The 21,850-nt window shown below is 44.3% G+C and carries 23 protein-coding genes; 16 read left to right on the forward strand and 7 right to left on the reverse strand.

The genetic code is table 11. The features are described 5' to 3' along the window. Window positions 1-15 precede the first annotated feature (15 nt). Window positions 16-207 carry a DUF5370 family protein gene (locus C1T29_RS01530; RefSeq protein ID WP_003234886.1) on the forward strand — a complete coding sequence of 64 codons (192 nt, stop codon included), beginning with the start codon at window positions 16-18 and terminating at the stop codon, window positions 205-207. A gap of 26 nt (window positions 208-233) precedes the next feature. Here C1T29_RS01530 and blaOXA read toward each other — a convergent pair whose 3' ends face one another. After that, the gene (gene blaOXA, locus C1T29_RS01535) at window positions 234-1,037 is read right to left on the reverse strand and encodes a class D beta-lactamase (protein ID WP_071580983.1); all 804 of its coding nucleotides are present in this window, start codon (window positions 1,035-1,037) and stop codon (window positions 234-236) included. 170 nt (window positions 1,038-1,207) lie between these two features. Here blaOXA and cypC point away from each other — a divergent pair, with 170 nt between their 5' ends. Then, window positions 1,208-2,461 (forward strand): CYP152 family fatty-acid peroxygenase CypC, encoded by a 1,254-nt coding sequence (cypC, locus tag C1T29_RS01540; protein ID WP_103749849.1) that lies wholly within the window; start codon window positions 1,208-1,210, stop codon window positions 2,459-2,461. 39 nt (window positions 2,462-2,500) lie between these two features. Here cypC and C1T29_RS01545 read toward each other — a convergent pair whose 3' ends face one another. Continuing rightward, window positions 2,501-2,761 (reverse strand): hypothetical protein, encoded by a 261-nt coding sequence (locus tag C1T29_RS01545; protein ID WP_003234883.1) that lies wholly within the window; start codon window positions 2,759-2,761, stop codon window positions 2,501-2,503. Between the two features lie 266 nt (window positions 2,762-3,027). On the opposite strand from C1T29_RS01545, the gene C1T29_RS01550 reads away from it, so the two are divergent. Together C1T29_RS01550 and C1T29_RS01555 are read left to right on the forward strand one after the other, a co-directional pair. Further along, entirely contained in the window at window positions 3,028-4,647 is a 1,620-nt protein-coding gene (locus C1T29_RS01550) for a glutamate/serine transporter AimA (RefSeq protein ID WP_103749872.1), read from the forward strand. Between the two features lie 205 nt (window positions 4,648-4,852). Next, window positions 4,853-6,481 (forward strand): Na/Pi cotransporter family protein, encoded by a 1,629-nt coding sequence (locus C1T29_RS01555; RefSeq protein WP_103749871.1) that lies wholly within the window; start codon window positions 4,853-4,855, stop codon window positions 6,479-6,481. A 26-nt stretch (window positions 6,482-6,507) separates the two neighbouring features. Here C1T29_RS01555 and C1T29_RS01560 read toward each other — a convergent pair whose 3' ends face one another. Beyond that, a complete protein-coding gene (locus C1T29_RS01560; RefSeq protein ID WP_071580981.1) occupies window positions 6,508-7,398 on the reverse strand; it encodes a glycerophosphodiester phosphodiesterase in 891 nt (296 codons plus the stop codon). Between the two features lie 98 nt (window positions 7,399-7,496). Beyond that, a complete protein-coding gene (gene glpT / locus C1T29_RS01565; protein ID WP_040084398.1) occupies window positions 7,497-8,831 on the reverse strand; it encodes a glycerol-3-phosphate transporter in 1,335 nt (444 codons plus the stop codon). Window positions 8,832-9,123: 292 nt separating this feature from the next. Here glpT and C1T29_RS01570 point away from each other — a divergent pair, with 292 nt between their 5' ends. From C1T29_RS01570 to C1T29_RS01580, 3 genes are all read left to right on the forward strand, one after another. Then, window positions 9,124-9,372 carry a YbeF family protein gene (locus tag C1T29_RS01570; protein WP_103749870.1) on the forward strand — a complete coding sequence of 83 codons (249 nt, stop codon included), beginning with the start codon at window positions 9,124-9,126 and terminating at the stop codon, window positions 9,370-9,372. Window positions 9,373-9,463: 91 nt separating this feature from the next. Next, window positions 9,464-10,381, forward strand: a complete 918-nt coding sequence (locus C1T29_RS01575; protein WP_103749848.1) for a bifunctional helix-turn-helix transcriptional regulator/GNAT family N-acetyltransferase — start codon at window positions 9,464-9,466, stop codon at window positions 10,379-10,381. Then, window positions 10,378-11,628: an MFS transporter gene (locus tag C1T29_RS01580; protein ID WP_103749869.1), complete on the forward strand. Its 1,251-nt coding sequence runs from the start codon at window positions 10,378-10,380 to the stop codon at window positions 11,626-11,628. Before C1T29_RS01575 ends, C1T29_RS01580 begins: the two co-directional genes overlap by 4 nt. Before the next feature lie 34 nt (window positions 11,629-11,662). On the opposite strand, the gene C1T29_RS01585 is transcribed toward C1T29_RS01580, so the two are convergent. The 3 genes from C1T29_RS01585 to C1T29_RS01595 form a co-directional block, all read right to left on the reverse strand. After that, the gene (locus C1T29_RS01585; RefSeq protein WP_071580979.1) at window positions 11,663-12,091 is read right to left on the reverse strand and encodes a hypothetical protein; all 429 of its coding nucleotides are present in this window, start codon (window positions 12,089-12,091) and stop codon (window positions 11,663-11,665) included. Window positions 12,092-12,417: 326 nt separating this feature from the next. Further along, window positions 12,418-13,338 (reverse strand): DMT family transporter, encoded by a 921-nt coding sequence (locus C1T29_RS01590; RefSeq protein WP_071580977.1) that lies wholly within the window; start codon window positions 13,336-13,338, stop codon window positions 12,418-12,420. Further along, window positions 13,335-14,162 (reverse strand): AraC family ligand binding domain-containing protein, encoded by an 828-nt coding sequence (locus C1T29_RS01595; RefSeq protein WP_103749847.1) that lies wholly within the window; start codon window positions 14,160-14,162, stop codon window positions 13,335-13,337. The genes C1T29_RS01590 and C1T29_RS01595 overlap by 4 nt, the downstream gene beginning before the upstream one ends. A gap of 190 nt (window positions 14,163-14,352) precedes the next feature. Between C1T29_RS01595 and purT the strand changes: the two genes are divergently transcribed. The 9 genes from purT to C1T29_RS01640 all read left to right on the forward strand — a co-directional run bounded on the left by purT (window position 14,353) and on the right by C1T29_RS01640 (window position 21,799). Then, on the forward strand, window positions 14,353-15,522 hold the full coding sequence (purT, locus tag C1T29_RS01600; protein WP_255220397.1) for a phosphoribosylglycinamide formyltransferase 2: 1,170 nt from the start codon (window positions 14,353-14,355) through the stop codon (window positions 15,520-15,522). A 144-nt stretch (window positions 15,523-15,666) separates the two neighbouring features. Continuing rightward, window positions 15,667-16,608, forward strand: a complete 942-nt coding sequence (gene mpr / locus C1T29_RS01605) for an extracellular metalloprotease Mpr (RefSeq protein WP_014662610.1) — start codon at window positions 15,667-15,669, stop codon at window positions 16,606-16,608. Continuing rightward, the gene (locus C1T29_RS01610; RefSeq protein ID WP_095431168.1) at window positions 16,571-16,969 is read left to right on the forward strand and encodes a YbfJ family protein; all 399 of its coding nucleotides are present in this window, start codon (window positions 16,571-16,573) and stop codon (window positions 16,967-16,969) included. Before mpr ends, C1T29_RS01610 begins: the two co-directional genes overlap by 38 nt. Before the next feature lie 172 nt (window positions 16,970-17,141). Further along, window positions 17,142-18,026: an enantioselective carboxylesterase CesB gene (locus C1T29_RS01615; RefSeq protein WP_095431169.1), complete on the forward strand. Its 885-nt coding sequence runs from the start codon at window positions 17,142-17,144 to the stop codon at window positions 18,024-18,026. Window positions 18,027-18,224: 198 nt separating this feature from the next. Beyond that, a complete protein-coding gene (gene pssA / locus C1T29_RS01620; protein WP_014475661.1) occupies window positions 18,225-18,758 on the forward strand; it encodes a CDP-diacylglycerol--serine O-phosphatidyltransferase in 534 nt (177 codons plus the stop codon). After that, window positions 18,749-19,237, forward strand: a complete 489-nt coding sequence (locus C1T29_RS01625; RefSeq protein WP_095431170.1) for a DedA family protein — start codon at window positions 18,749-18,751, stop codon at window positions 19,235-19,237. The genes pssA and C1T29_RS01625 overlap by 10 nt, the downstream gene beginning before the upstream one ends. Next, the gene (locus C1T29_RS01630) at window positions 19,230-20,039 is read left to right on the forward strand and encodes a phosphatidylserine decarboxylase (protein ID WP_095431171.1); all 810 of its coding nucleotides are present in this window, start codon (window positions 19,230-19,232) and stop codon (window positions 20,037-20,039) included. The genes C1T29_RS01625 and C1T29_RS01630 overlap by 8 nt, the downstream gene beginning before the upstream one ends. 36 nt (window positions 20,040-20,075) lie before the next feature. Further along, on the forward strand, window positions 20,076-20,354 hold the full coding sequence (locus C1T29_RS01635; protein ID WP_095431172.1) for a hypothetical protein: 279 nt from the start codon (window positions 20,076-20,078) through the stop codon (window positions 20,352-20,354). A 104-nt stretch (window positions 20,355-20,458) separates the two neighbouring features. Further along, on the forward strand, window positions 20,459-21,799 hold the full coding sequence (locus tag C1T29_RS01640) for an erythromycin esterase family protein (RefSeq protein ID WP_103749846.1): 1,341 nt from the start codon (window positions 20,459-20,461) through the stop codon (window positions 21,797-21,799). Window positions 21,800-21,850 lie beyond the last annotated feature (51 nt).

Consider the following 21,850-nt stretch of genomic DNA (forward strand, 5'->3'; position numbering starts at 1 on the left):
AGGCGGGAAAAAGGAATGGGAGCAATTGAACGAAGCGGATATACTTTTCAGCCGGAGTTTAGCGTTGTCCGTCAAAATGGAGCCATCCATGTGTACCATCAAGGAGAATTTGTGGAAGAAATCGAATTTGAATTTAACGGGGAATATCCTGATCATGATTTGATTGAAGAGCTTGTGAATCATTATTGTTTTGAGCATGAGATTTAGAGCCCTGCCATGCAGGGCTCTTTCATTTATGATGTGATCAAGCCATACTTTTTCAGGATATTCACGGTGATGTTTTTGGCTTTTGTGCCGGAATCATCGACATTGGTGACAAAGACATAAGAGCCGTGCTCTGTTTTGATGAATCCGACAAACCAGCCTAATCCCATATCGGTCAGGCGGGTTCCGGTTTTCCCGTAAAGCGTGTAATGATCGCCTTCCTCTTGAATCATCATGCGCTTGACGGTTTTCATTACCGGCTTGTCAAATGGAAGCTCCTCTTTAGCCAGTTTCTCCAAAAAAGTTTCTTGTTCCAGCGGAGATATTGTAAGCGAGCTTTGCAGCCAAAACTGGTCGATTCCCCCGCTGATATCCTCGTTGCCGTAAGATAGTGTATGAAGCCATGATTTCATCCTTTCCTCGCCGATATCTCTCGCTAATTCCTGATAATACCAGATTGCGGATTCGCGCATGGCCGAGCCAAGCGTATGGTCGCGGTTCCATGATTCGAATTCACGCTTGACCCCGTCCCATCGTTTAACATCGTATTCATCTCTTACAGCTTTGACCTGCAAACCGATTAAAGCGTTCACGACTTTAAAGGTGGATTGCGGAGTTTGTCTTTGATTTGCCCGTTTTCTGTTATAGACAAATGTCTGATCCTTTTGCAAATCGTGGAGAATGAAGGTTCCATCCGTATCCTTGAATTCGTCATCGACATTCATTCTGTTGACATTCAAGTGTTTTTCATGAGCAGATGATGCTGCGTGCACGGAAAAGCCGCCGATCCCTGCAATACTTAGCACAAGCACAACATATACCCATTTCTTCATTTTGTTCTCCCCTTTGTTTTGATTAACTACCTTTTCTCTCTTTCGTTTGTTCTTCCTTTAAAAAATAATCAAAAAGCGCTTAAATTTGGATGCAAACAAATACTGTTACTGGGTTTATATTCGGAAGATAACGTGAAAATAGAGGGTAAAAAGGAAGGCAGGGTAAGCGGATGAATGAGCAGATTCCACATGACAAAAGTCTCGATAACAGCCTGACACTGCTGAAGGAAGGGTATTTATTTATTAAAAACAGAACAGAGCGCTACAATTCAGATTTGTTTCAGGCCCGTTTGTTGGGAAAAAACTTTATTTGCATGACTGGCGCTGAGGCGGCGAAGGTGTTTTATGATACGGATCGATTCCAGCGGCAGAACGCTTTGCCTAAGCGGGTGCAGAAATCACTGTTTGGTGTTAATGCGATTCAGGGAATGGATGGCAGCGCGCATATCCATCGGAAGATGCTTTTTCTGTCATTGATGACACCGCCGCATCAAAAACGTTTGGCTGAGTTGATGACAGAGGAGTGGAAAGCAGCAGTCACAAGATGGGAGAAGGCAGATGAGGTTGTATTATTTGAAGAAGCAAAAGAAATCCTGTGCCGGGTAGCGTGCTATTGGGCAGGTGTTCCGTTGAAGGAAACGGAAGTCAAAGAGAGAGCGGATGACTTCATTGACATGGTCGATGCGTTCGGTGCTGTGGGACCGCGGCATTGGAAGGGAAGAAGAGCAAGGCCGCGTGCGGAAGAGTGGATTGAAGTCATGATTGAAGATGCCCGTGCCAGCTTGCTGAAAACGACTCCCGGAACAGCGCTGCATGAAATGGCTTTTCACACACAAGAAGATGGAAGCCAGCTGGATTCCCGCATGGCAGCCATTGAGCTGATTAATGTACTGCGGCCTATTGTCGCCATTTCTTACTTTCTGGTGTTTTCAGCTTTGGCGCTTCATGAGCATCCGAAGTATAAGGAATGGCTGCGGTCTGGAAACAGCCGGGAAAGAGAAATGTTTGTGCAGGAGGTCCGCAGATATTATCCGTTCGGCCCGTTTTTAGGGGCGCTTGTCAAAAAAGATTTTGTATGGAATAACTGTGAGTTTAAGAAGGGAACATCGGTATTACTTGATGTATATGGAACGAATCACGATCCTCGTCTATGGGATCATCCTGATGAATTCCGGCCGGAACGATTTGCGGAGCGGGAGGAAAATCCGTTTGATTTGATTCCTCAAGGCGGGGGGCACGCCGAGAAAGGCCATCGCTGTCCAGGGGAAGGCATTACAATTGAAGTCATGAAAGCGAGCCTGGATTTTCTCGTCAATCAGATTGAATACGACGTTCCGGAACAATCACTGCACTACAGTCTCGCCAGAATGCCGTCATTGCCTGAAAGCGGCTTTATCATGAGCGGAATCAGGCAGAAAAGGTAAATCAAAAGCTCTCTTCCTTATCGAAGAGAGCTTTTTTGATTACTTCTTTTTTTCATCGTAGTATTGGACGGGATACATGGAGCCTTCTGATACCATTTTGTTGTCCTCGATATCTTGCGGGTCCGGGTGGCCGGCTTTATCGACTGGGAACGTTTCCATGTCTGGCTGTTTTGTTATTTTCATCTTCATGCTGTGAATGAATTCTCTTGCTTTTTGGCGATTTGACGGGTCTTTTAATAGATAAGAAGTGATGCCGACAGTTGAAACAGCGAGACCTGAAAGTAACAGTTTTTGTTTCATGGTGATACTCCTTTCTATTTTAAGAGTAGTGTTTCCTGTATCATTCCCGTTTTGGCTATAGCTAAACCTACTATGTTTTTATCATTCGAATTCTCAGTAAAATCCATTTTTTAAAAATTAGTGACTTCATTCCTGTATTGGAAGGTAATATACATTGATTTATTATTATTTTAGTCAAAATTCGATAAATATTGACAAGGTCAAGTAATCAGAATAATAATATAACTAGCAAGAGAATGCCATCATACATGAAAGGTGTTTACGATATGAATCAATTGCATCGAAGAATGGGAACGTTTTCCCTCATGATGGTCGGGCTCGGGTCGATGATTGGCTCAGGCTGGCTGTTCGGGGCGTGGCGTGCGGCCCAGATAGCAGGACCAGCTGCTATTATTTCATGGATTATTGGAATGGTCGTCATTTTATTTATTGCTCTTTCTTATAGTGAATTAGGATCTATGTTCCCTGAAGCCGGGGGAATGGTAAAATATACGCAGTATTCACACGGTTCGTTTATCGGTTTTATCGCAGGCTGGGCCAACTGGATTGCGATTGTGTCAGTTATTCCGGTTGAAGCCGTTGCCTCTGTTCAATATATGAGCTCTTGGCCTTGGGAATGGGCAAAATGGACAAGCGGTTTGGTGAAGAATGGAACACTGACTGGGGAGGGGCTGGCATTTGCCTCTGTATTGCTTCTCATTTATTTCCTGCTGAACTACTGGACAGTCAATCTATTTTCTAAAGCGAATTCATTCATTACAATTTTTAAAATTATTATTCCGGGTCTGACGATTGGAGCTTTGCTGTTTGTCGGATTCCACGGAGAAAACTTTACTGACGGTCAAAGCGTTGCGCCGAATGGCTGGGCGAGTGTGCTGACAGCGGTGGCCACTTCCGGTATCGTTTTTGCGTTTAATGGTTTCCAAAGCCCGATTAATATGGCGGGTGAAGCAAAAAATCCGGGAAAATCAATTCCGATTGCAGTTGTCGGTTCTCTTTTCGTAGCAACAGTCATTTATGTCCTGCTGCAGATCGCCTTCATCGGAGTGGTGAATCCTTCTGATATTGCTCACGGCTGGAGCCACCTGAACTTTAATTCTCCTTTTGCTGATTTGGCGATTGCGCTGAATATTAACTGGCTTGTGATTGTGTTATATGCGGATGCATTTGTATCACCGTCTGGAACTGGGATTACGTATACGGCGACAACGTCCCGAATGATTTACGGAATGGAAAAAAACAAATATATGCCGAGTATATTCGGGAAGCTTCACCCGATTTACGGTGTGCCGAGACAAGCCATGTTCTTTAACTTGATTGTTTCGTTCATCTTTTTGTTCCTGTTCAGAGGGTGGGGCGTGTTAGCGGAAATTATTTCTGTTGCTACGTTAATTTCTTATATCACCGGCCCGGTTACAGTGATGACATTGAGACGGACGGGGAAAGACCTGTACAGGCCTCTTCGTTTAAAAGGCTTAAACGTGATTGCGCCGCTTGGATTTATCTTTGCGTCGCTGGTGCTATATTGGGCCCGCTGGCCGTTAACAGGACAGGTGCTGTTTATTATCCTGATCGGTCTGCCGATTTATTTCTATTATCAGGCGAAGGCGAAATGGAAAGGGTTTGGCCGAAACTTCAAAGCCGGCGTCTGGATGGTGTTTTATCTGCTGGCCATGATGGTCATTTCTTATTTGGGCAGTGATAAATTCGGCGGCCTGAATGTCATTCATTATGGCTGGGATATGGTTCTGATTGCGATGGTATCACTTGTATTCTATGTGTGGGCGCTGAAGAGCGGCTACCAGACAGAATACTTAAAGGATGCGAAAGAGATAAATTCTCAGCTGCTTAATGGACAGTCAGAAGCTGCTGCCGGAAAAGAATAAATGAAAACCTTGCGCGGAGGGCGCAAGGTTTTTTTGTTGATTTGCTTCATATTGAAATGTTACACCATTGTAAATTCAATTTGGGTTTTAAAGGCCCATTGTTAAGTTAGTGTAAATTTGTTAGAAGATTCATTTACATTCATATGAACTTGAAACATAATCATAGGGAGTTTTGCTGATATATGTCGAGACAGAGGTGAAAGCGTTGACGATTGATATCCAAACATTACTGTTCGAATTCTTTGGGGGTCTCGGTATTTTCCTAATTGGAATTAAGTTCATGGGAGAGGGACTTCAGAAATCGGCTGGGGATAGATTGAGAAATATATTAGACCGTTTTACAAGCAATCCGCTGATGGGCGTATTGGCGGGCATCATTGTGACGGTTTTGATTCAAAGCAGCTCAGGAACGACGGTAATTACCGTCGGGCTTGTCAGTGCGGGCTTTATGACGCTTCGTCAAGCCATTGGCGTTATTATGGGAGCCAATATTGGAACAACAGTTACCGCGTTTATTATCGGGATTGACATAGGGGCTTATGCATTGCCGATTATTGCTGTCGGCGGATTTTTACTGTTTTTCTTTAAGCATAAACATGTGCAAAATGCCGGTCAGATTGTGTTTGGGTTTGGGGCTCTGTTTTATGGGCTGGAGTTAATGAGCGGCGGCATGAAACCGCTCCGTTCACTTGAGGCATTTCATGATTTAACTGTCAGTATGAGCTCTAATCCGTTACTAGGTGCTGTCATTGGGACTTTGTTTACGGTTCTTGTGCAAAGCTCCAGCGCCACGATCGGCATCTTGCAAGGTTTATTCTCAGACGGGCTGATTGATATTAACGGTGCGCTGCCGGTGTTATTCGGTGATAATATCGGGACGACGATCACCGCGGTTCTTGCGTCTTTAGGTGCATCTGTTGCGGCGAGGCGTGCTGCTGCTACTCATGTGCTGTTTAACCTAATCGGGACAGCAATTTTCCTGATTTTTCTTAAGCCGTTTACAGCATTGATTCTGTCACTTCAGGCTTCGATAGGGCTTGATCCGAAAATGACAATTGCATTCGCACATGGAATCTTTAATACGACCAATACGATTATACAGCTTCCTTTTGTCGGGATATTGGCTTTGATCGTAACAAAACTGATTCCGGGCAAGGATTCAATGGTCGAATACAAGTCGCATCTTGATCCGATTTTTATTGAACAATCACCATCTATTGCTCTCGGACAGGCAAAAGAAGAAGTGATCCAAATGGGGAATTTTGCGGTGCAGGGGCTGGAAGTCACAAAGCAGTTTTTGGTAACAAAACAGCCAAAATATGCGGCCAATGCTTATCAGATAGAGGATGCGGTTAACAATCTCGACCGGAAAATTACCGATTATTTGATCGAACTTTCTTCAAGTTCTCTCTCAGAGCACGAGTCTGAGGAGCATCATATGTTGATGGATACGGTCAGAGACATTGAAAGAATCGGAGATCATTTCGAAAATGTGATTGAATTGATAGAATACCAGCAGGCGCATCGTGTGGTTATAACTGAATCTGCCATGACGGATTTAACTGAAATGATGGATTTGACGATTTCTACTGTGAAGGCGTCCATTGAAGCTTTGCACCACAATGATGCAAAGATAGCTGAACAAGTCATTGAAAAAGAAGATGACATTGACAAAATGGAACGGAAGCTTCGCAAAAAGCATATTATCCGTTTGAATGAAGGGCTGTGTACTGGACAAGCGGGCATCGTCTTTGTTGATATGATCAGCAACCTAGAGCGTATCGGCGATCATGCGGTCAATATTGCTGAAGCTGTTATTGGTGAAAATCGATGAGGAAAAAGCATAGAATCCTAGGGATTCTATGCTTTTTTGTAGTCTTTTTTCACCTTCTGGAAGACATCAGCGTAATTTGTGAACACCCCTGTCACGCCCCAATCAAGCAGGCGGCGCATATCTGCTTCTGTATTGACTGTGTAAGGGTGCAGCAGGAGGCCGTGGCTGCGGATCATACGGACGTTTTCTTGATTCAAAGCTTTATAATCCGGGCCTGCACCAACAGCGTATGTTTTGATTTCTTCCAGTTCAGCATCTGTCATTGTCGCCATTTGTTTGGCTTCCAGCAATTGAACGGTCGGCAGTTTTGGCTGTAATTGATGGACTTTTAACAGGCTTTCTTTGCTGAACGATTGAATGATCACCTGGCCGGGCTTAGAATGTTTGCCCAGTAATTTATGTTTCTGCAAGGAAGCGATCAGTTTTTCTTCCATACCAGGGTAGGTGTCAGGCGATTTTGTTTCAATGTAGTAGTTCGCGTGCTTTCCGAAACGGTCTAATACTTCTTCTAATGTAGGAACTTTAAGGCCGGCGTACTGCGGCTTCGCTTTTTCCGGATAAGCTTCATTAAACCAAGAACCGGCGTCCAGCTTCTTAATGTCTGCGAGCGTATGGTCTTTCACCCAGCCCGTTCCGTTTGTGGTACGGTCCAGTTTTTCGTCGTGCATGACAATCAATTTCCCGTCTTTTGTCATTTGCAGATCCAATTCAATATAATCTGCTTTCATTTTTTGAGCGGTTTCGTAAGACAGAATCGTGTGCTCAGGCACATATCCAGAAGCCCCTCTATGCGCAACAGTCAGGATACGGTCAGGCGACAGCAGGTTTCCTTTTGACGCTGCCGACACTGGTGTTACCATAAATGAGAGTAAGCCTAGCGACAGAACAACCAAGGCAAGTATTCTATTTTTTCTCATGATTTCTCCTCCTTATCGATAAAGACTACCTGTCTTTCATATTAAAAAACGGATGTAAACGGCGTGTTGGAAAATGATTAATCTTTTATGTGGCTTTTTTAAACGTGCTCTGCCCGTTTGCCTGTATTCCATGTCAAAGCTAAGAAGACGATAGCAAGAATGCAGGAAGAGATCAGCATGATAAAGCCGCCGTTCCAATCAAACCGATCAACGACAAAGCCCATAATGGCGTTTGCGAAAGCAGATCCGCCGATGTATCCGAAAAATCCGGTCAAACCGGCTGCAGTTCCGGCTGCTTTTTTCGGTGCTAGGTCAATCGCTTGCAGGCCGATCAGCATAACAGGTCCGTAGATTAAGAAGCCAATGCTGATCAAGGCGATATTGTCTACGAGCGGATTGCCGGCTGGATTCAGCCAGTACACCAATACGGCAATGAAAACACCTGCCATAAACAAAACGCCTGCCGGTGCCCGGCGGCTTTTGAAGAATCGGTCACTGATCCAGCCGCACAAAATGGTTCCCGGTATGCCGGCATATTCGTAAAGAAAATAGGACCAGCGCGAGTCTTCAGGAGAAAAGCCTTTGGCTTCTGTTAAGTAAGTAGGCGCCCAGTCAACCACGCCGTATCGCACGAAATAGACAAATACATTGGCAAACGCGATATACCAAAGAAATTTGTTATTCAGCACATATTGAAAAAGGATTTCTTTTGTTGTTAATTCCTTTTCTTGATTTTTAAAAGCGTGTTTTGGATAGTCATTCCGATACTCTTCAATTGGCGGGAGTCCGCAGGATTGAGGCGTATCACGAACCAATAAAACAATTAAAAATGAAATGATAATGGCGATGATGGCAGGGAAGAAAAACACGCTTTTCCAAGTGACGAACATCGCGATGCCAAGAGTGACAAGCGGAGCAAGAATACCGCCGCCTATGTTATGTGCGACATTCCAGATCGACATTTTTGTGCCGCGTTCACTTATAGAAAACCAATGGGCCATTGTCCTGCCGCATGGCGGCCAGCCCATTCCTTGAAACCATCCGTTGATAAACATAAAAATAAACATGATGGTGACGCTCGAAGTCACCCACGGCATTGAAACGAATAGAATATTGACGATTGCTGATAGAAATAAGCCTGTTGCGAGAAAATATCTCGGATTACAGCGGTCAGATACCATTCCCATGATGAATTTGCTGAAGCCGTACGCAATGGACACAGCGGCCAGCACCAAACCTAGTTCTGTTTTGGAAAATCCCTGTTCCTGCAGATAAGGAATGGCAAAGGCAAAGTTTTTCCGCAGCAGGTAGTAGCCTGCGTAGCCAATGAAAATACCAATGAATACTTGCAGCCTGAGCCGTTTATAAGCCGCATCCATCTTTGAATCATCCAGTCTCTCAATATGAGGAGCCGGTTTAAATATATGAAGCATCAAAAATTATCCCCCTTTGTTGTTTGTGCTGGATGTATGCGTGCCTCCTTTCTGAAAAACAAAAAGAGCCAGAAAACACCCCTTGTCAAAAGGGGGGGGATTCCTGGCTCTCCTCATCTCCATCCAAGCTATTAACTTATTATGATAGCGCTTTCTTAAGTTATCATAGTCTAGAGTGAATGTAAACGGGTAATTTCAAATTGGGTATTGAGTAAGTAAATATTATCCTTTTACTAAATGGAGTTATGTTTTTTTACTGGCAGCATAAAAATCTGGAGGGAGGCTGTTGCAGGTGGATGAATTAGATATCGCATTCGGTATTTTACCGTTAGGAATTATGCTGTTGTCGATTGTCGGGACTTGTATTTGTAAAAAAGCGTATCTGATGCCAATGCTTAGTTTGGTGATTTCTCTAGTGCTCACCTTTACCATTTTTAATGAATCATTTTTGGGATGGGTTGTAGTCTATAGCTTGATTTCCCTGGTTTTATCCTATATCACATTGATTGTGGTAAGGAAAAAGAAAGAATCAGGAAAATAAAAATCCTCACTTTCTAACAGAATTGTTGACTAAGGCAACTATATGTGATTATAATTGGCTTAGTCAACGATATTAGAAAGTGGGGATTGATTTGAAAACAAGAGAATCATCTGTCGGATTAAAATTCAGAAAGTTCAATCGATTTTATACAAACGTCCTTGGTTTCCTTAATGAGCATATTTACGACAGCCCGTTTTCCTTAACGGAAACACGGATATTATTTGAAGTTTATAATACGCCTAATTGTACGGCAAAAGCCCTTCAGGATAAGCTGGGGCTTGACCGGGGATATGTCAGCAGGATTGTGAAGCAGTTTGAGAAAGAAGGTTTGATCTATAAACAGAGGAGCAAAGATGACGCCCGCCACCATTATATTTTTGTCACAGAAACAGGAAAAACGATTTATAAAAAGTTGGAGGAGAAAGCCAACGAACAAGTAGAACTGATGCTGAAGGAAATCAACCAAAAGGAGCAGCACAAGCTTGCCGAGGCGATGGCAGAGATTGAAGCGATCCTTTCACAGTCGCTTTCTGCCAGAACATCAGAGATATCGATTAGAGATTATTTTCTGTCGGATGATCTTCAACTCCTTATTGAGAAACAAAGACAATTTTACGCGGAGGCTCACGGTTGGGACGACACGTTTTTAGCTTACCTTCAGGAGACATTTGACGCTGACATCGAAAACATATGGATTGCGGAAAGCGGCGGGAAATTTGCCGGCTCTGTCGGGCTGGTCAAGCATGATGATAAGACAGTCCAGCTCAGATGGTTTCTGGTTGATGCGGCTTTTCGGGGCAGGGGGCTCGGCACTCAATTGCTGGAGCATCTGGTTGCATACTGCCAAGACATGAAGTTTGACCGCATTTTCCTTTGGACGGTGAGCACCATGGCTGAGGCTCGTCCGCTCTACGAAAAATTTGGATTCAGGATAAGTGAAGTGAAACAAGAAGCGCCATTATGGGGACAGCAGCTGACAGAAGAACGGTGGGATTTGGAGCTGTCATGAAAAGACTGCACTATGCTTGGATCATCGTCTCCGTCACCTTTTTGATCTTATTGGCGGTTCAGGGGGTGCGGCTGTCGTTTGGTGCATTTGTGGAGCCGTGGGAACGGCAATTTTCAATGGATAGAAGCATCATCTCGTTGATTTCGACGATGAGCTTTATTGTTTACGGCATATCACAGCCTGTGATCGGCCGGCTTGTGGACAAGTGGGGTGCTCGGGCTGTTTTGGCATGGAGTGCGTTACTGACAGGCGTCAGCATTTTCTTAACATACCTTGTGACTTCGCCTTGGCAGCTGTTTTTGCTTTATGGGCTGGGTGTCTCGCTTGGGGTTGGCGGAGCATCGAATGTGGCAGCAAGTGTATTGGTCGTCAATTGGTTCAGCAAAAAGCGGGGACTAGCCTTTGGGATCATGGAAGCAGGATTTGGCGCGGGGCAAATGCTTCTCGTCCCTGTCTCACTCATGCTGATCCATTGGTTTAGCTGGAAGCTGACGGTTGTGGTGTTGGGGCTGCTGTTAATCGTGATTGTTTTTCCGGCTGCGCTGCTGATGCTGAGGAACAATCCTGCAGAAAAGAAGACAGAGCCGATAGGCGGACTGGCTGCTTCAGAAAAAGACACAGCACCTAAAACAACTGCTCTTTCAGTGACCGGGATGTTTCGAATGAGGCAATTCTGGTTTTTGATTTTGCCGTTTTTGATCTGCGGATTTACGACCGTGGGGCTGATGGATACCCATTTGATTCCCTTTTCTCACGATCACGGCTTTTCCACGACGGTCACAAGTGCCGCTGTCAGTCTGCTGGCAGGCTTTAATATTGCCGGCATCTTACTGTCGGGAATTATAGCGGACCGGTGGAGCAGCCGGAAAATCCTTTGCTTTTTATATGCGGTGCGCGCAATGTCGATCGTGATTCTCATTTACAGCCACGAGCCTTACTTGCTTTTAGCTTTTGCGATTCTGTTTGGATTAGTGGACTTTGCAACGGTAGCACCGACTCAAATGCTCGCCACCCAGTACTTTCAAAACTACTCGATCGGCCTCATGATTGGCTGGCTCTCACTCGCCCACCAGATCGGATCGGCACTTGGCGCGTACGTGCCTGGCGTCATCTATACGATAACAGGTGAATATACACTGGCTTTTTATTTGTCGATTGGAATGCTCGTGCTGGCGAGCGTGATGAATGTGATGCTGAGGGAGCCCGCAGCGGTCACGCGTGACAGTGCAGCTGTGATAGAGAAGTGATAAGGGCAGAGGGGAAGCATCTCTGATTTCGGAATTATTCAGAGATGCTTTTTTTGTATTTTTGTTCTAATACGAAGTCGATCATACCGACAATGCGGGCGTTTTCGGATTTTTGCTTGAAGCGCTCAGAGATTTGAACTTTTCTTGAAAATGGGGAAACACCAAATACCCATATTAGGCCAATTAACACAAAAAACATTTGTACACCCATTTCTATTAAATCATTGTAATGAGAACTGAAAAAATAAATATATAAGGTTATTAGTGTCACTGTAAATACGATTTTGACAGTGTGTTTGAATGTGAGCTGTGGTTCAATTAAACACACTTTCATTTGGTTGAGTGTGAAAGAGTCTTGTTTCATTAGGTAAGAAAGTAAATCGTTATCGTTTTGACTGATAGGGTACAAATCGGTTTCTATTTTTTTTGTGATTTCCTGATATTTATGTATATTGTTTTTCATACAGTATCCCCCCTTTTTTAAGAAGAACTCCATGAATCCTCTAAAAGGACCCATGGAGATCAAGACTATTAATAATGTACGGAAGAGTCTTGCAACTGCTCCTGCTTCAGGGCCTATTTTAAATCTAATCGAAGTCTTAAGTCCAGAAGTAGCGCTGTTACATATTGCAACGTCAAAAAGGTACAAATTAAATTCAATGTTTGAGTTATTGAATGACATAAAGTTCAGTCGGTAAGCTAAGACTGTTAGATAGATTTTGATAAAGTGGATTTGGAACCCAGTGAGCGCCGTTTGTGTCTGCCCATACACCCCGTGTATAGATGCCGTTAAGCATCCATTCTAGATCCGTTCTCCATCAGCTTCGCTTTCGGTTTCAGTTCTGAAATGTAGAGGCCTGAAAGTGTAAGTGCGCCTCCTAGAAGAGCGATCCATGTCATGTTTTCGTGCAGAATCAGGACGGAAGCGGCGATTGTGATAACCGGGACCATGTAAATATACGCACTGGATTTGACGGCTCCGAGCACGCCAACTGAATAATTCCAAGTGGCGAAGCACAGGGCGGAAGCGCCAATGCCTAGGAAAAGCATGTTAAGCGCATTCGAAGCAGATGAAAACCGGCTCAGGCCAAAATGGAAGTCGAACAAAAATAAGGCGGGCACCATAAACAATAAGCCGTACAAAAATACTCTCTGTGTCAGCTCGATGATGTGGTATTCGTAAGCGCTTAATTTTTTCATGAATATCGAGTAGCCTCCAAACACGAGAGCCGCCCCGGCTGCCATGATGTCTCCGAGCGGATTCAGACGCAGTACCACATTGCCGTTAAACGTAATCAATAAAAGCCCGATCAGTGCCGAGACAAATCCAATGAAAAAAGTGAGACGCAGTTTTTCGCCTTCGAGCAGAAAATGGGCCAAAACCGCAGTGATCATCGGTATAATGGACACGATCATGCCGACATTGGATGCGTATGTATAGGTGAGAGCTATATTTTCTAATAAAAAGTATAAGGTTACGCCAAATAAACCAGCCCCGGCAAACAACAGCTCCTGCCGCCAATTTCTGAACGGAATCATGTTGGGACGAACGAGGATCAGAGCGATAAAGCCCATCAAAAACCGATAAAATAATATTTCCATTGGAGAGAAGTCAGCCAGCAGAACCTTTGTCGAAATAAAGGTCGTCCCCCAAATCAGAATGGTCACAATGGCTGCGATATGCCCGGAAGTTTCTCTTTGTATGTTCATCTGTGAAGCTCCTTTTCAAAAATCTTCATGTATTGCTTCGGTGTCAGCCCCACCTGCCGTTTAAAAAACTTCGTCATATGGCTCTGATCACTGAACCCTGTCTGAAATGCGGCATCAATTGGTCTAACCCCTTGTTCAAGAAGTTTTTTCGCTTGATTAATCCGGATTGTTTCCATATAGCTATTAGGCGTAATTCCTTTTTGTTTTGTAAACGAACGCAATAAATGATAATTGCTCCACCCTGTTAATTCACTCAAATCATTGAGCGTGACGTTTTCGGCATAATGCTCTTCTAAAAATTCGCAAACCAATTTGACTTCGTCGGATGGTTCGGGAACGCTATTAAGGAACGTAACATCAGAATAGCGGCGAATCAGCTCTTCCAGCAGATGAAGAAACAGCTCCTCCTTACGCAAAGCTTGTTTTTCGTCTGATATCAAAATATGCAATTCCTGCAGGCTGGCTGTCAGCTCATGGCGGAATAACACATGCTGGGAGAAGTAAGGGAGATGCCCGGCGCCGGTAATCTCTTTCACTGCCTTCTCCATGACATCCGGCATGACATTGATACACCGATAATCAAGCGTCCGGCCGTCAATCTGTTCACAGCTATGCGTGTCACGGGGGTTAAAGAGGAGAAGATCACCTGGATTGATGATATATTCTTGATCCTGACAGGCCAGATACCGTTGCCCTTTTTCAATAAATCCAATCACATAATAATCGTGAAAGTGGTTCGGGAACTTTTGCATAATCCCCTTGAAGCGGTAGGCTTCTATATGAAGATGTGGGTCAAGCTGCAGTGTGCGGGTTTCGTTTTGCATGGGATCCCTCCTGTCGGTATGGTGGTCTTGGATTAAGTGTAGCATGGTTTTGGGGGATTTCTTGTATGATGTTGCTGTTTAAAAAAGCTAACCTTTATTGGCTGCTTTCGTTTAGGAATCAAATAATAATATTTTCTATTTTAATAAAAATTTATTTTTCAAATATTTCAGTTATAATGGTTTGGAACAGATAGGAGGGGCAAAGATGTATCAATCAAAGAAGGTTTTATTGTTAGGTTCAGGTGAGTTAGGTAAAGAGGTAGTGATTGAAGCCCAGCGTCTTGGGGTACAGACGGTGGCGGTTGACAGTTACGAGCATGCTCCGGCGATGCAGGTGGCGCATAACAGCTATGTCGTTGATATGCTTGACCCCGAGCAGATCAGAGCCATCATTGAGAAAGAAAAGCCGGATTTGATTGTGCCTGAGGTTGAGGCGATTGCGACGGATGAATTGCTGAAGCTTGAAGAAGAAGGATTTCACGTTATCCCGAATGCCCGTGCGGCCAAGCTGACAATGGATCGGGAAGGCATCAGACGGCTTGCGGCGGAAACGCTCGGACTTGCGACGGCTGGCTATGAATTTGCGAATACATATGATGAATTTATACAAGCGGCAGCTCAGATCGGGTTTCCTTGTGTCGTTAAACCATTGATGAGTTCTTCTGGAAAAGGCCAAAGTGTGTGCCGCTCAGAAGCGGATTTAGAGAGCTGCTGGGAGACGGCGATGGAAGGCGGACGGGTGAAAAACGGCCGCGTGATCGTTGAGGAGTTTATCCCTTTCGAATCAGAAATCACACTCTTAACCGTACGTGCGGTTAACGGTACGGCATTTTGTGAGCCGATCGGTCATGTGCAAAAGGATGGGGATTATATCGAATCGTGGCAGCCGCATGATATGACAGAGCAGCAAATAGAAGAAGCGAAGCATATTGCAAAAGCGATCACGGATGAGCTTGGCGGATACGGCCTGTTTGGTGTTGAACTGTTCCTTGCGAAAGATAAGGTATATTTCAGTGAAGTATCTCCCCGTCCGCATGATACAGGCCTTGTCACGCTGGTGACGCAAAATTTGTCAGAATTCGCGCTGCATGTCCGGGCGATTCTCGGCTTTCCGATTACAGAAATCACACAGCTTTCTCCTGGCGCCAGCAGGCCCCTCAAAGCACCGGAAGAATTAGCGGATTACACTGTTGAAGGACTGGAACACGCACTGGCAGTCCCACAGACACAAGTGCGCGTCTTTGGAAAGCCAATAACGAAAGCCGGACGGCGTATGGCAGTTGCGCTTTCTGCTGCTGATACAGTCGAAACGGCGAGAGAGAACGCTAAGAAAGCATTGGATCAGCTAACGATAAAATAGAGTTTGAGCAGGCTTTGTCATCGCACAAGGCCTGTTTTTTTTCTTTCTCTATAAAAGTTTTATCATAAGAATCCGAAACCTGATTATAATGTAAAAGTCTTCCATCAATGCTGGTGGTTGACACTAAAGGAGGGAGATGACAAAATGAAATTAGTTCCAAGATTCAGAAAACAATGGTTCGCTTACTTAACGGTTTTGTGTTTGGCTTTGGCGGCAGCGGTATCTTTCGGTGTACCGGCAAAAGCAGCAGAGAATCCGCAAACTTCTGTATCGAATACCGGTAAAGAAGCTGATGCCACGAAAAACCAAACGTCAAAAGCAGAACAGGTTTCCGCACCTTATGAGGGAACTGGGAAAACAAGTAAATCATTATACGGCGGCCAAACGCAACTGGAAAAAAACATTCAAACCTTACAGCCTTCGAGCATTATCGGAACTGATGAACGCACCAGAATCTCCAGCACGACTTCTTTTCCATATAGAGCAACCGTTCAGCTATCAATCAAGTATCCCAACACTTCAAGCACTTATGGATGTACCGGATTTTTAGTCAATCCAAATACAGTCGTTACGGCTGGACATTGTGTGTACAGCCAGGATCATGGATGGGCTTCGACGATAACCGCCGCGCCGGGACGCAATGATTCGTCATATCCATACGGAACTTATTCAGGCACGATGTTTTATTCAGTCAAAGGATGGACGGAAAGCAAAGACACCAATTATGATTACGGAGCTATTAAATTAAACGGTTCTCCTGGAAACACGGTTGGCTGGTACGGCTATCGGACAACAAACAGCAGCAGTCCCGTGGGCCTTTCCTCGTCAGTGACAGGATTCCCGTGTGACAAAACCTTTGGTACGATGTGGTCTGATACAAAGCCGATTCGATCTGCTGAAACGTATAAGCTGACCTATACAACCGATACGTACGGCTGCCAAAGCGGCTCGCCTGTATATCGAAACTACAGTGATACAGGGCAGACAGCTATTGCCATTCACACGAACGGGGGATCGTCATATAACTTGGGAACAAGGGTGACGAACGATGTATTCAACAATATTCAATATTGGGCAAATCAATAAATACAGCAAACTAGCCATATTCATATCTATTTTGTTTTTATGCGGATGCAGTTCGCAGACGCATTCTTCACAAAAAGAAATGACGATTCCTGTCACTCTTCATGTGGAGGATGCTAAGGGGCTTCCGGTCGAAGGAGTTCAAGTGACGATTGTCAAAGCGCCTGCGTCAGATGAGGAGCCGAGTACAGAGATCGGCGAGATACTCGGTAAAACAGACAAAAACGGAGACATCAAATGGGATACCGGTAAAAAAGGCGATTATTCAGTCGCGTTGACGAAGGGTGAAACATCAGTAACCCATCAAATTTCATTAACAGAGGATAAAAAAGATCAAATCATTCCATTAGTCTTTAAAGAATAGCAGTTTCCCTGATTTTAAGGGAAACTGCCTTTTTTTTATTGATCACAGGAAGCCAAACTATATACTGGAAATTTATAATATGAGATAATAAGAAATAGGTATTTTTTCTTACGAGACAAAAGGGCGCTATCCTTTCATTTATATCAATCAAACCCGGAGGAAAAAGAAGAAGATGACACAAGATTCGATGCAGCTTGCCGCGGTTGAAAGCGGTCTTCGCTTTTACAAGGCGTATAATCAAAGCCTTTCTTTGTGGCCGATTGAGTCGGAAGCATTCTATGTTTCTACTCGTTTTGGAAAAACACATATCATTGCAAGTGGGCCAAAGGGCGCACCTTCGCTCATTTTGCTTCACGGGGGCCTTTTTAGCTCTGCGATGTGGTATCCGAATATTGCGGCGTGGAGCAGTCAATTTCGTACATATGCGGTCGATATAATAGGAGACAAAAGTAAAAGTATACCATCAGCAGCGATGGAAACAAGAGCTGATTTTGCAGAATGGATGAAAGATGTCTTTGATTCTCTTGGACTTGAGACAGCACACCTGGCCGGTCTTTCGCTTGGCGGCTCCCATATCGTGAATTTTTTGCTTCAAGCGCCTGAAAGAGTAGAGCGGGCGGTTGTTATGAGTCCCGCTGAAGCGTTTATTTCATTTCATCCGGATGTCTATAAATACGCTGCGGCGCTTACAGGGGCAAGAGGAGCCGAAGCATATATCAAGTGGATCACAGATAACAGATATGATCTGCATCCTTTACTGCAAAGCCAAATTATGGAGGGCGCGGCGTGGCAGGATGAACAAAGGAGCCTGAAGCCGACAGAAAATGGCTTTCCGTACGTGTTCACAGACCAGGAATTGAAATCAATACAAGTCCCGGTACTGCTGATGTTCGGTGAGCACGAGGTCATGTACCATCAGCAAATGGCTTATGAGCGGGCGTCGGTGCTGGTGCCGGGAATTCAGGCTGAAATCGTAAAGGACGCCGGACACTTGTTATCTCTGGAGCAGCCAGAGTACGTCAATCAACGCGTTTTGTCCTTTTTGGACGGAGAATAAATGAGTAAAAAACATGAAAAGGTTGGCATTCATTTTTCAAATGGTAACAAATGTTGTATAATAATAGAATTTGAATGCTGCTTTTTTGGGGGCATTTTATGTTATCATGCTTATTGAAGAAATTTTTTCCTGAAACGCTATTCGATTACTATCGTCGAATAATATAGATGGTTTTACAATTGGAGGTTTGGTTACACTGTGAATTACATCCCCTGTATGATTACGATAGGAAACTTCATTTGCGGATTGCTGGCGATTCATTCCTTGCTCTATCACAACATTCATTCAGCAGTGCTATTCATTTTTACCGGCATGTTCCTTGATTTCTTTGACGGTATGGCTGCACGTAAGCTGAATGCCGTTTCTGATATGGGAAAAGAATTGGATTCGTTTGCCGACTTGGTTACGTTTGGGGTGGCTCCCTCTATGCTTGCTTACAGTGTCGCGTTGTATACCCTGCCATTTATAGGGATCTTATGCGCATTGACGTACAGCATTTGCGGAATGCTTCGTCTCTCTAAATTTAACATTGAACAAAGCAAACTCCCGACATTTATTGGTATGCCGATTCCATTTGCGGGCATGTGCCTTGTTATTCTAAGCTTCACCTATAACCCGATCCTTCTGGCAATCGGCACTTGCGGACTTTCATATTTAATGGTGAGTAAAATAAAATTCCCTCATTTTAAAAAACATGCGGCAGAAAACCTGGAGTCCGGGAGATGGAATTAGTTCAGCAGCTCATAGCGGATTACGGTTATCTCGCTATTTTTTTGATGCTCGTATTAGGGATTGTAGGATTGCCGATTCCAGATGAAGTGATGATGACCGTTGTTGGCTATTTCACGCATACCGATGTATTGAATTATGAGCTTTCGATATTGATCAGTTTTGTCGGGGCTTTGTTAGGTATGCTGATCAGCTACATGATTGGCAGAAAAGCCGGACGCCCGTTTATCGATAAGTACGGCAAGTGGGTCGGCTTAAAAGAAAAAAGAATGATGAAAGTGGAGAAATGGATGAAGAGATACGGTCCATATTCTCTTATTTTAGGTTATTTTATTCCAGGCGTCAGACATGTGACATGCTACTTTTCGGGGATCGGCAAAATGGATTTGAAAACGTATATTGCGTTTGCGGCAATCGGCGCCTTTTTGTGGTGCTTTGTTTTTATTACAATCGGAAGGGTAATAGGGATTATTCATGTTTAATACGGCTGTAAAGATTCTGTATCGATCATTGATAGAGCTGACGAATCATCGTCTGTCATCCTATCTGATTAAAGGATTTTGCGAGTCGAAAATCAGCAAACCGGTCATTCCGCTGTTCTCAAAACATTTTCGGCTGAATTGGGATGATGTGGACGGGACGGCTGCTGATTACGGATCGCTGTCCGAATTGTTCATTCGACAAATTAATCTGGAGCGGCGCCCTGTTTCAAAAGAGGCGCATGCGGTGGTCAGCCCTGTTGACGGTGTGGTTCAGACGGTAGGAATCATCAACCCGAATCAAACCTTTACGGTGAAGGGGAAAGATTACTCATTCGCTGAGCTGACTGGCTGTAAAAGCGCGGACCATCAATACAACGGCGGATACTTCGTCGTGCTGTATCTAAGCCCGCGTCATTATCACCGTTTCCATTCTCCGATCAGCTGCAAGTATCAAAAGCTGGCCGAGCTCGGAAATCGCTCATATCCGGTCAATCAATTAGGGTTGAAATACGGAAAAGATGTGCTGTCGAAAAATTATCGGTTTGTGTACGAACTGAATGGCGGCAGCCGAAATATCCTGATGATTCCTGTCGGGGCGATGAATATTAATTCTATCGTGCAGACAAATACCCGTGCTGAATTGGAGATCGGCGAGGAGCTGGGATACTTTTCATTTGGATCAACCGTCATTTTGATTTTTGAAAAAGACGCGTTCCAGCCGTCCGCCAATTTAACAGAAGGCCAAGAAGTTCAAGTCGGAGAACTGATAGGTTACGAAGAGTTAAAAGAGGAGCTTGCATAGACGCAGCGCCTCTTTTTTTGAAGAAAGGTGAGACCCATGGAGAAACAAATCATCAGCTGGATTACAGATTATCAGAACACCGGAGATGAGACCGTCCTGAGGCAAGTGCGGGAAGCGTGCTGGCCGATCATTGAAGCGGTTTTGCAAGAGACGGCAATAGATGAAGAGCAAGCGAACAATTTGCGCGAAAAAGGAATCGAGCGGTTTCCCTTTATCATCAGCAAATACCAAGCGGATGTGCAGCTTCCGGTTGAGACATTTTTACGAAATACATATCGGTTTTACTTTCATCAGGTGATAAGAGAATCCAGCTAAAGCTTCTTTCAACAGAGAAGCTTTTTTTGTTGGCGGAAAAAGGAAACTTTTTCAATATCTATCTCGTAACGACTAGAGAACCTAATAGAAAAGGAGAGATAGAATTGAAACGAATCATAGTGAGAATGACCCTGCCGCTGCTGATTGTCTGTCTGGCGTTTTCTTCTTTTTCAGTCTCGGCACGTGCTGCTTCTGAAGAAAAACATTGGGAGCGCTGGATTGAACGACATGCACAGCCGCTGGATGCTTCCGATGCTTCAAACAAAGACCTTCGCTTTCTGAAGAAAGTGCTGAAAGGAAAACGAATCGTTCAGTTAGGAGAAACCACACACGGCGCTGGTGAAATCAACGCCACAAAGGTCCGCATGATCAAATACCTTCATGAAGAGCTGGGTTATGATGTGTTGGCCTTTGAATCTGCCTTTACCGATACTAATGCCTCCTACCTCAATATGGATCAATCCACACCTAAGAGCACGATGAAAAACTCCATTTATGCTGTATGGCACACAGAAGATGTCGTTGAGCTGTTTGATTATATGAAAGAGCAAAAAGAGAAAGGGGATCCGCTGATCCTTACCGGTTTTGATATTCAAAGCATGAAGAATTCATTCAATGATGCTGCGACTCAATGGGTAAAAGCGGTGGACCCGGAAAAAGCAGAGCTGCTTTCCCAATCAGAAAATGATTTTTCAACATTAGTGACAGACAGCAATACGTTTGATGAATTTTCGCAAAAGAAGGAAAAGCTTGTGAAAAACTATCAGGAGCTGATCAAATTCGCTGAAACACATGCCTCAGAGCTAAGAGCTAACCTTCCGAAAGAGCCGAAAGCTTATGAAATGTTTATGCATTCCCTTCAGCTGAGAATTGATGTCATGGAAACGTATATGCTGGAAGAAATGAAAGAAAAACTAGAGGATTATCCCAAGAATATTGAGGATTTTTCATTCTTTATGAGAGACCGCATGATGGCTGAACAATTTCAGTGGGTAGCCGAAACCCTTTATCCGAAAAAGAAAATCATTGTCTGGGGCCACAATTACCATCTTCGCAAACAGAATACGAAAATGATAAAGGACTGGGTACAGCTAAACGGCCCTAACATGGGTGATTATTTGCCGGAGCGACTGAAGAAACAAACATATACGATTGGCATTTATGCTTACTCTGGTGCGAGTCTGAATAGTTCCGATAATAAGACGGTTATGCCGGTTACAAGCCCGCCGCCGTCTGGAAGTCTTGAAGCTTTGCTAAAAGCTGCGGACCATCCTGCTGTCTTTGTTGATTTTCTCCACACAAAAAACAAGAAAGGCACTTCGTGGATGTATACCCCGCGGACTGCGCTCTATTGGGGGAACATGGAAGAGCAGATGATCCTGAAGGAACAATATGACGGTGTCATTTGGCTGGAGCATATCACGCCGTCAGTCATTATCAAGTGACCAGTGTCCCCTGTGCTACAACAGGGGATTTTTACATATCGCAAAAATAAT

The sequence above is a fragment of the Bacillus sp. MBGLi79 genome (assembly GCF_002953915.1).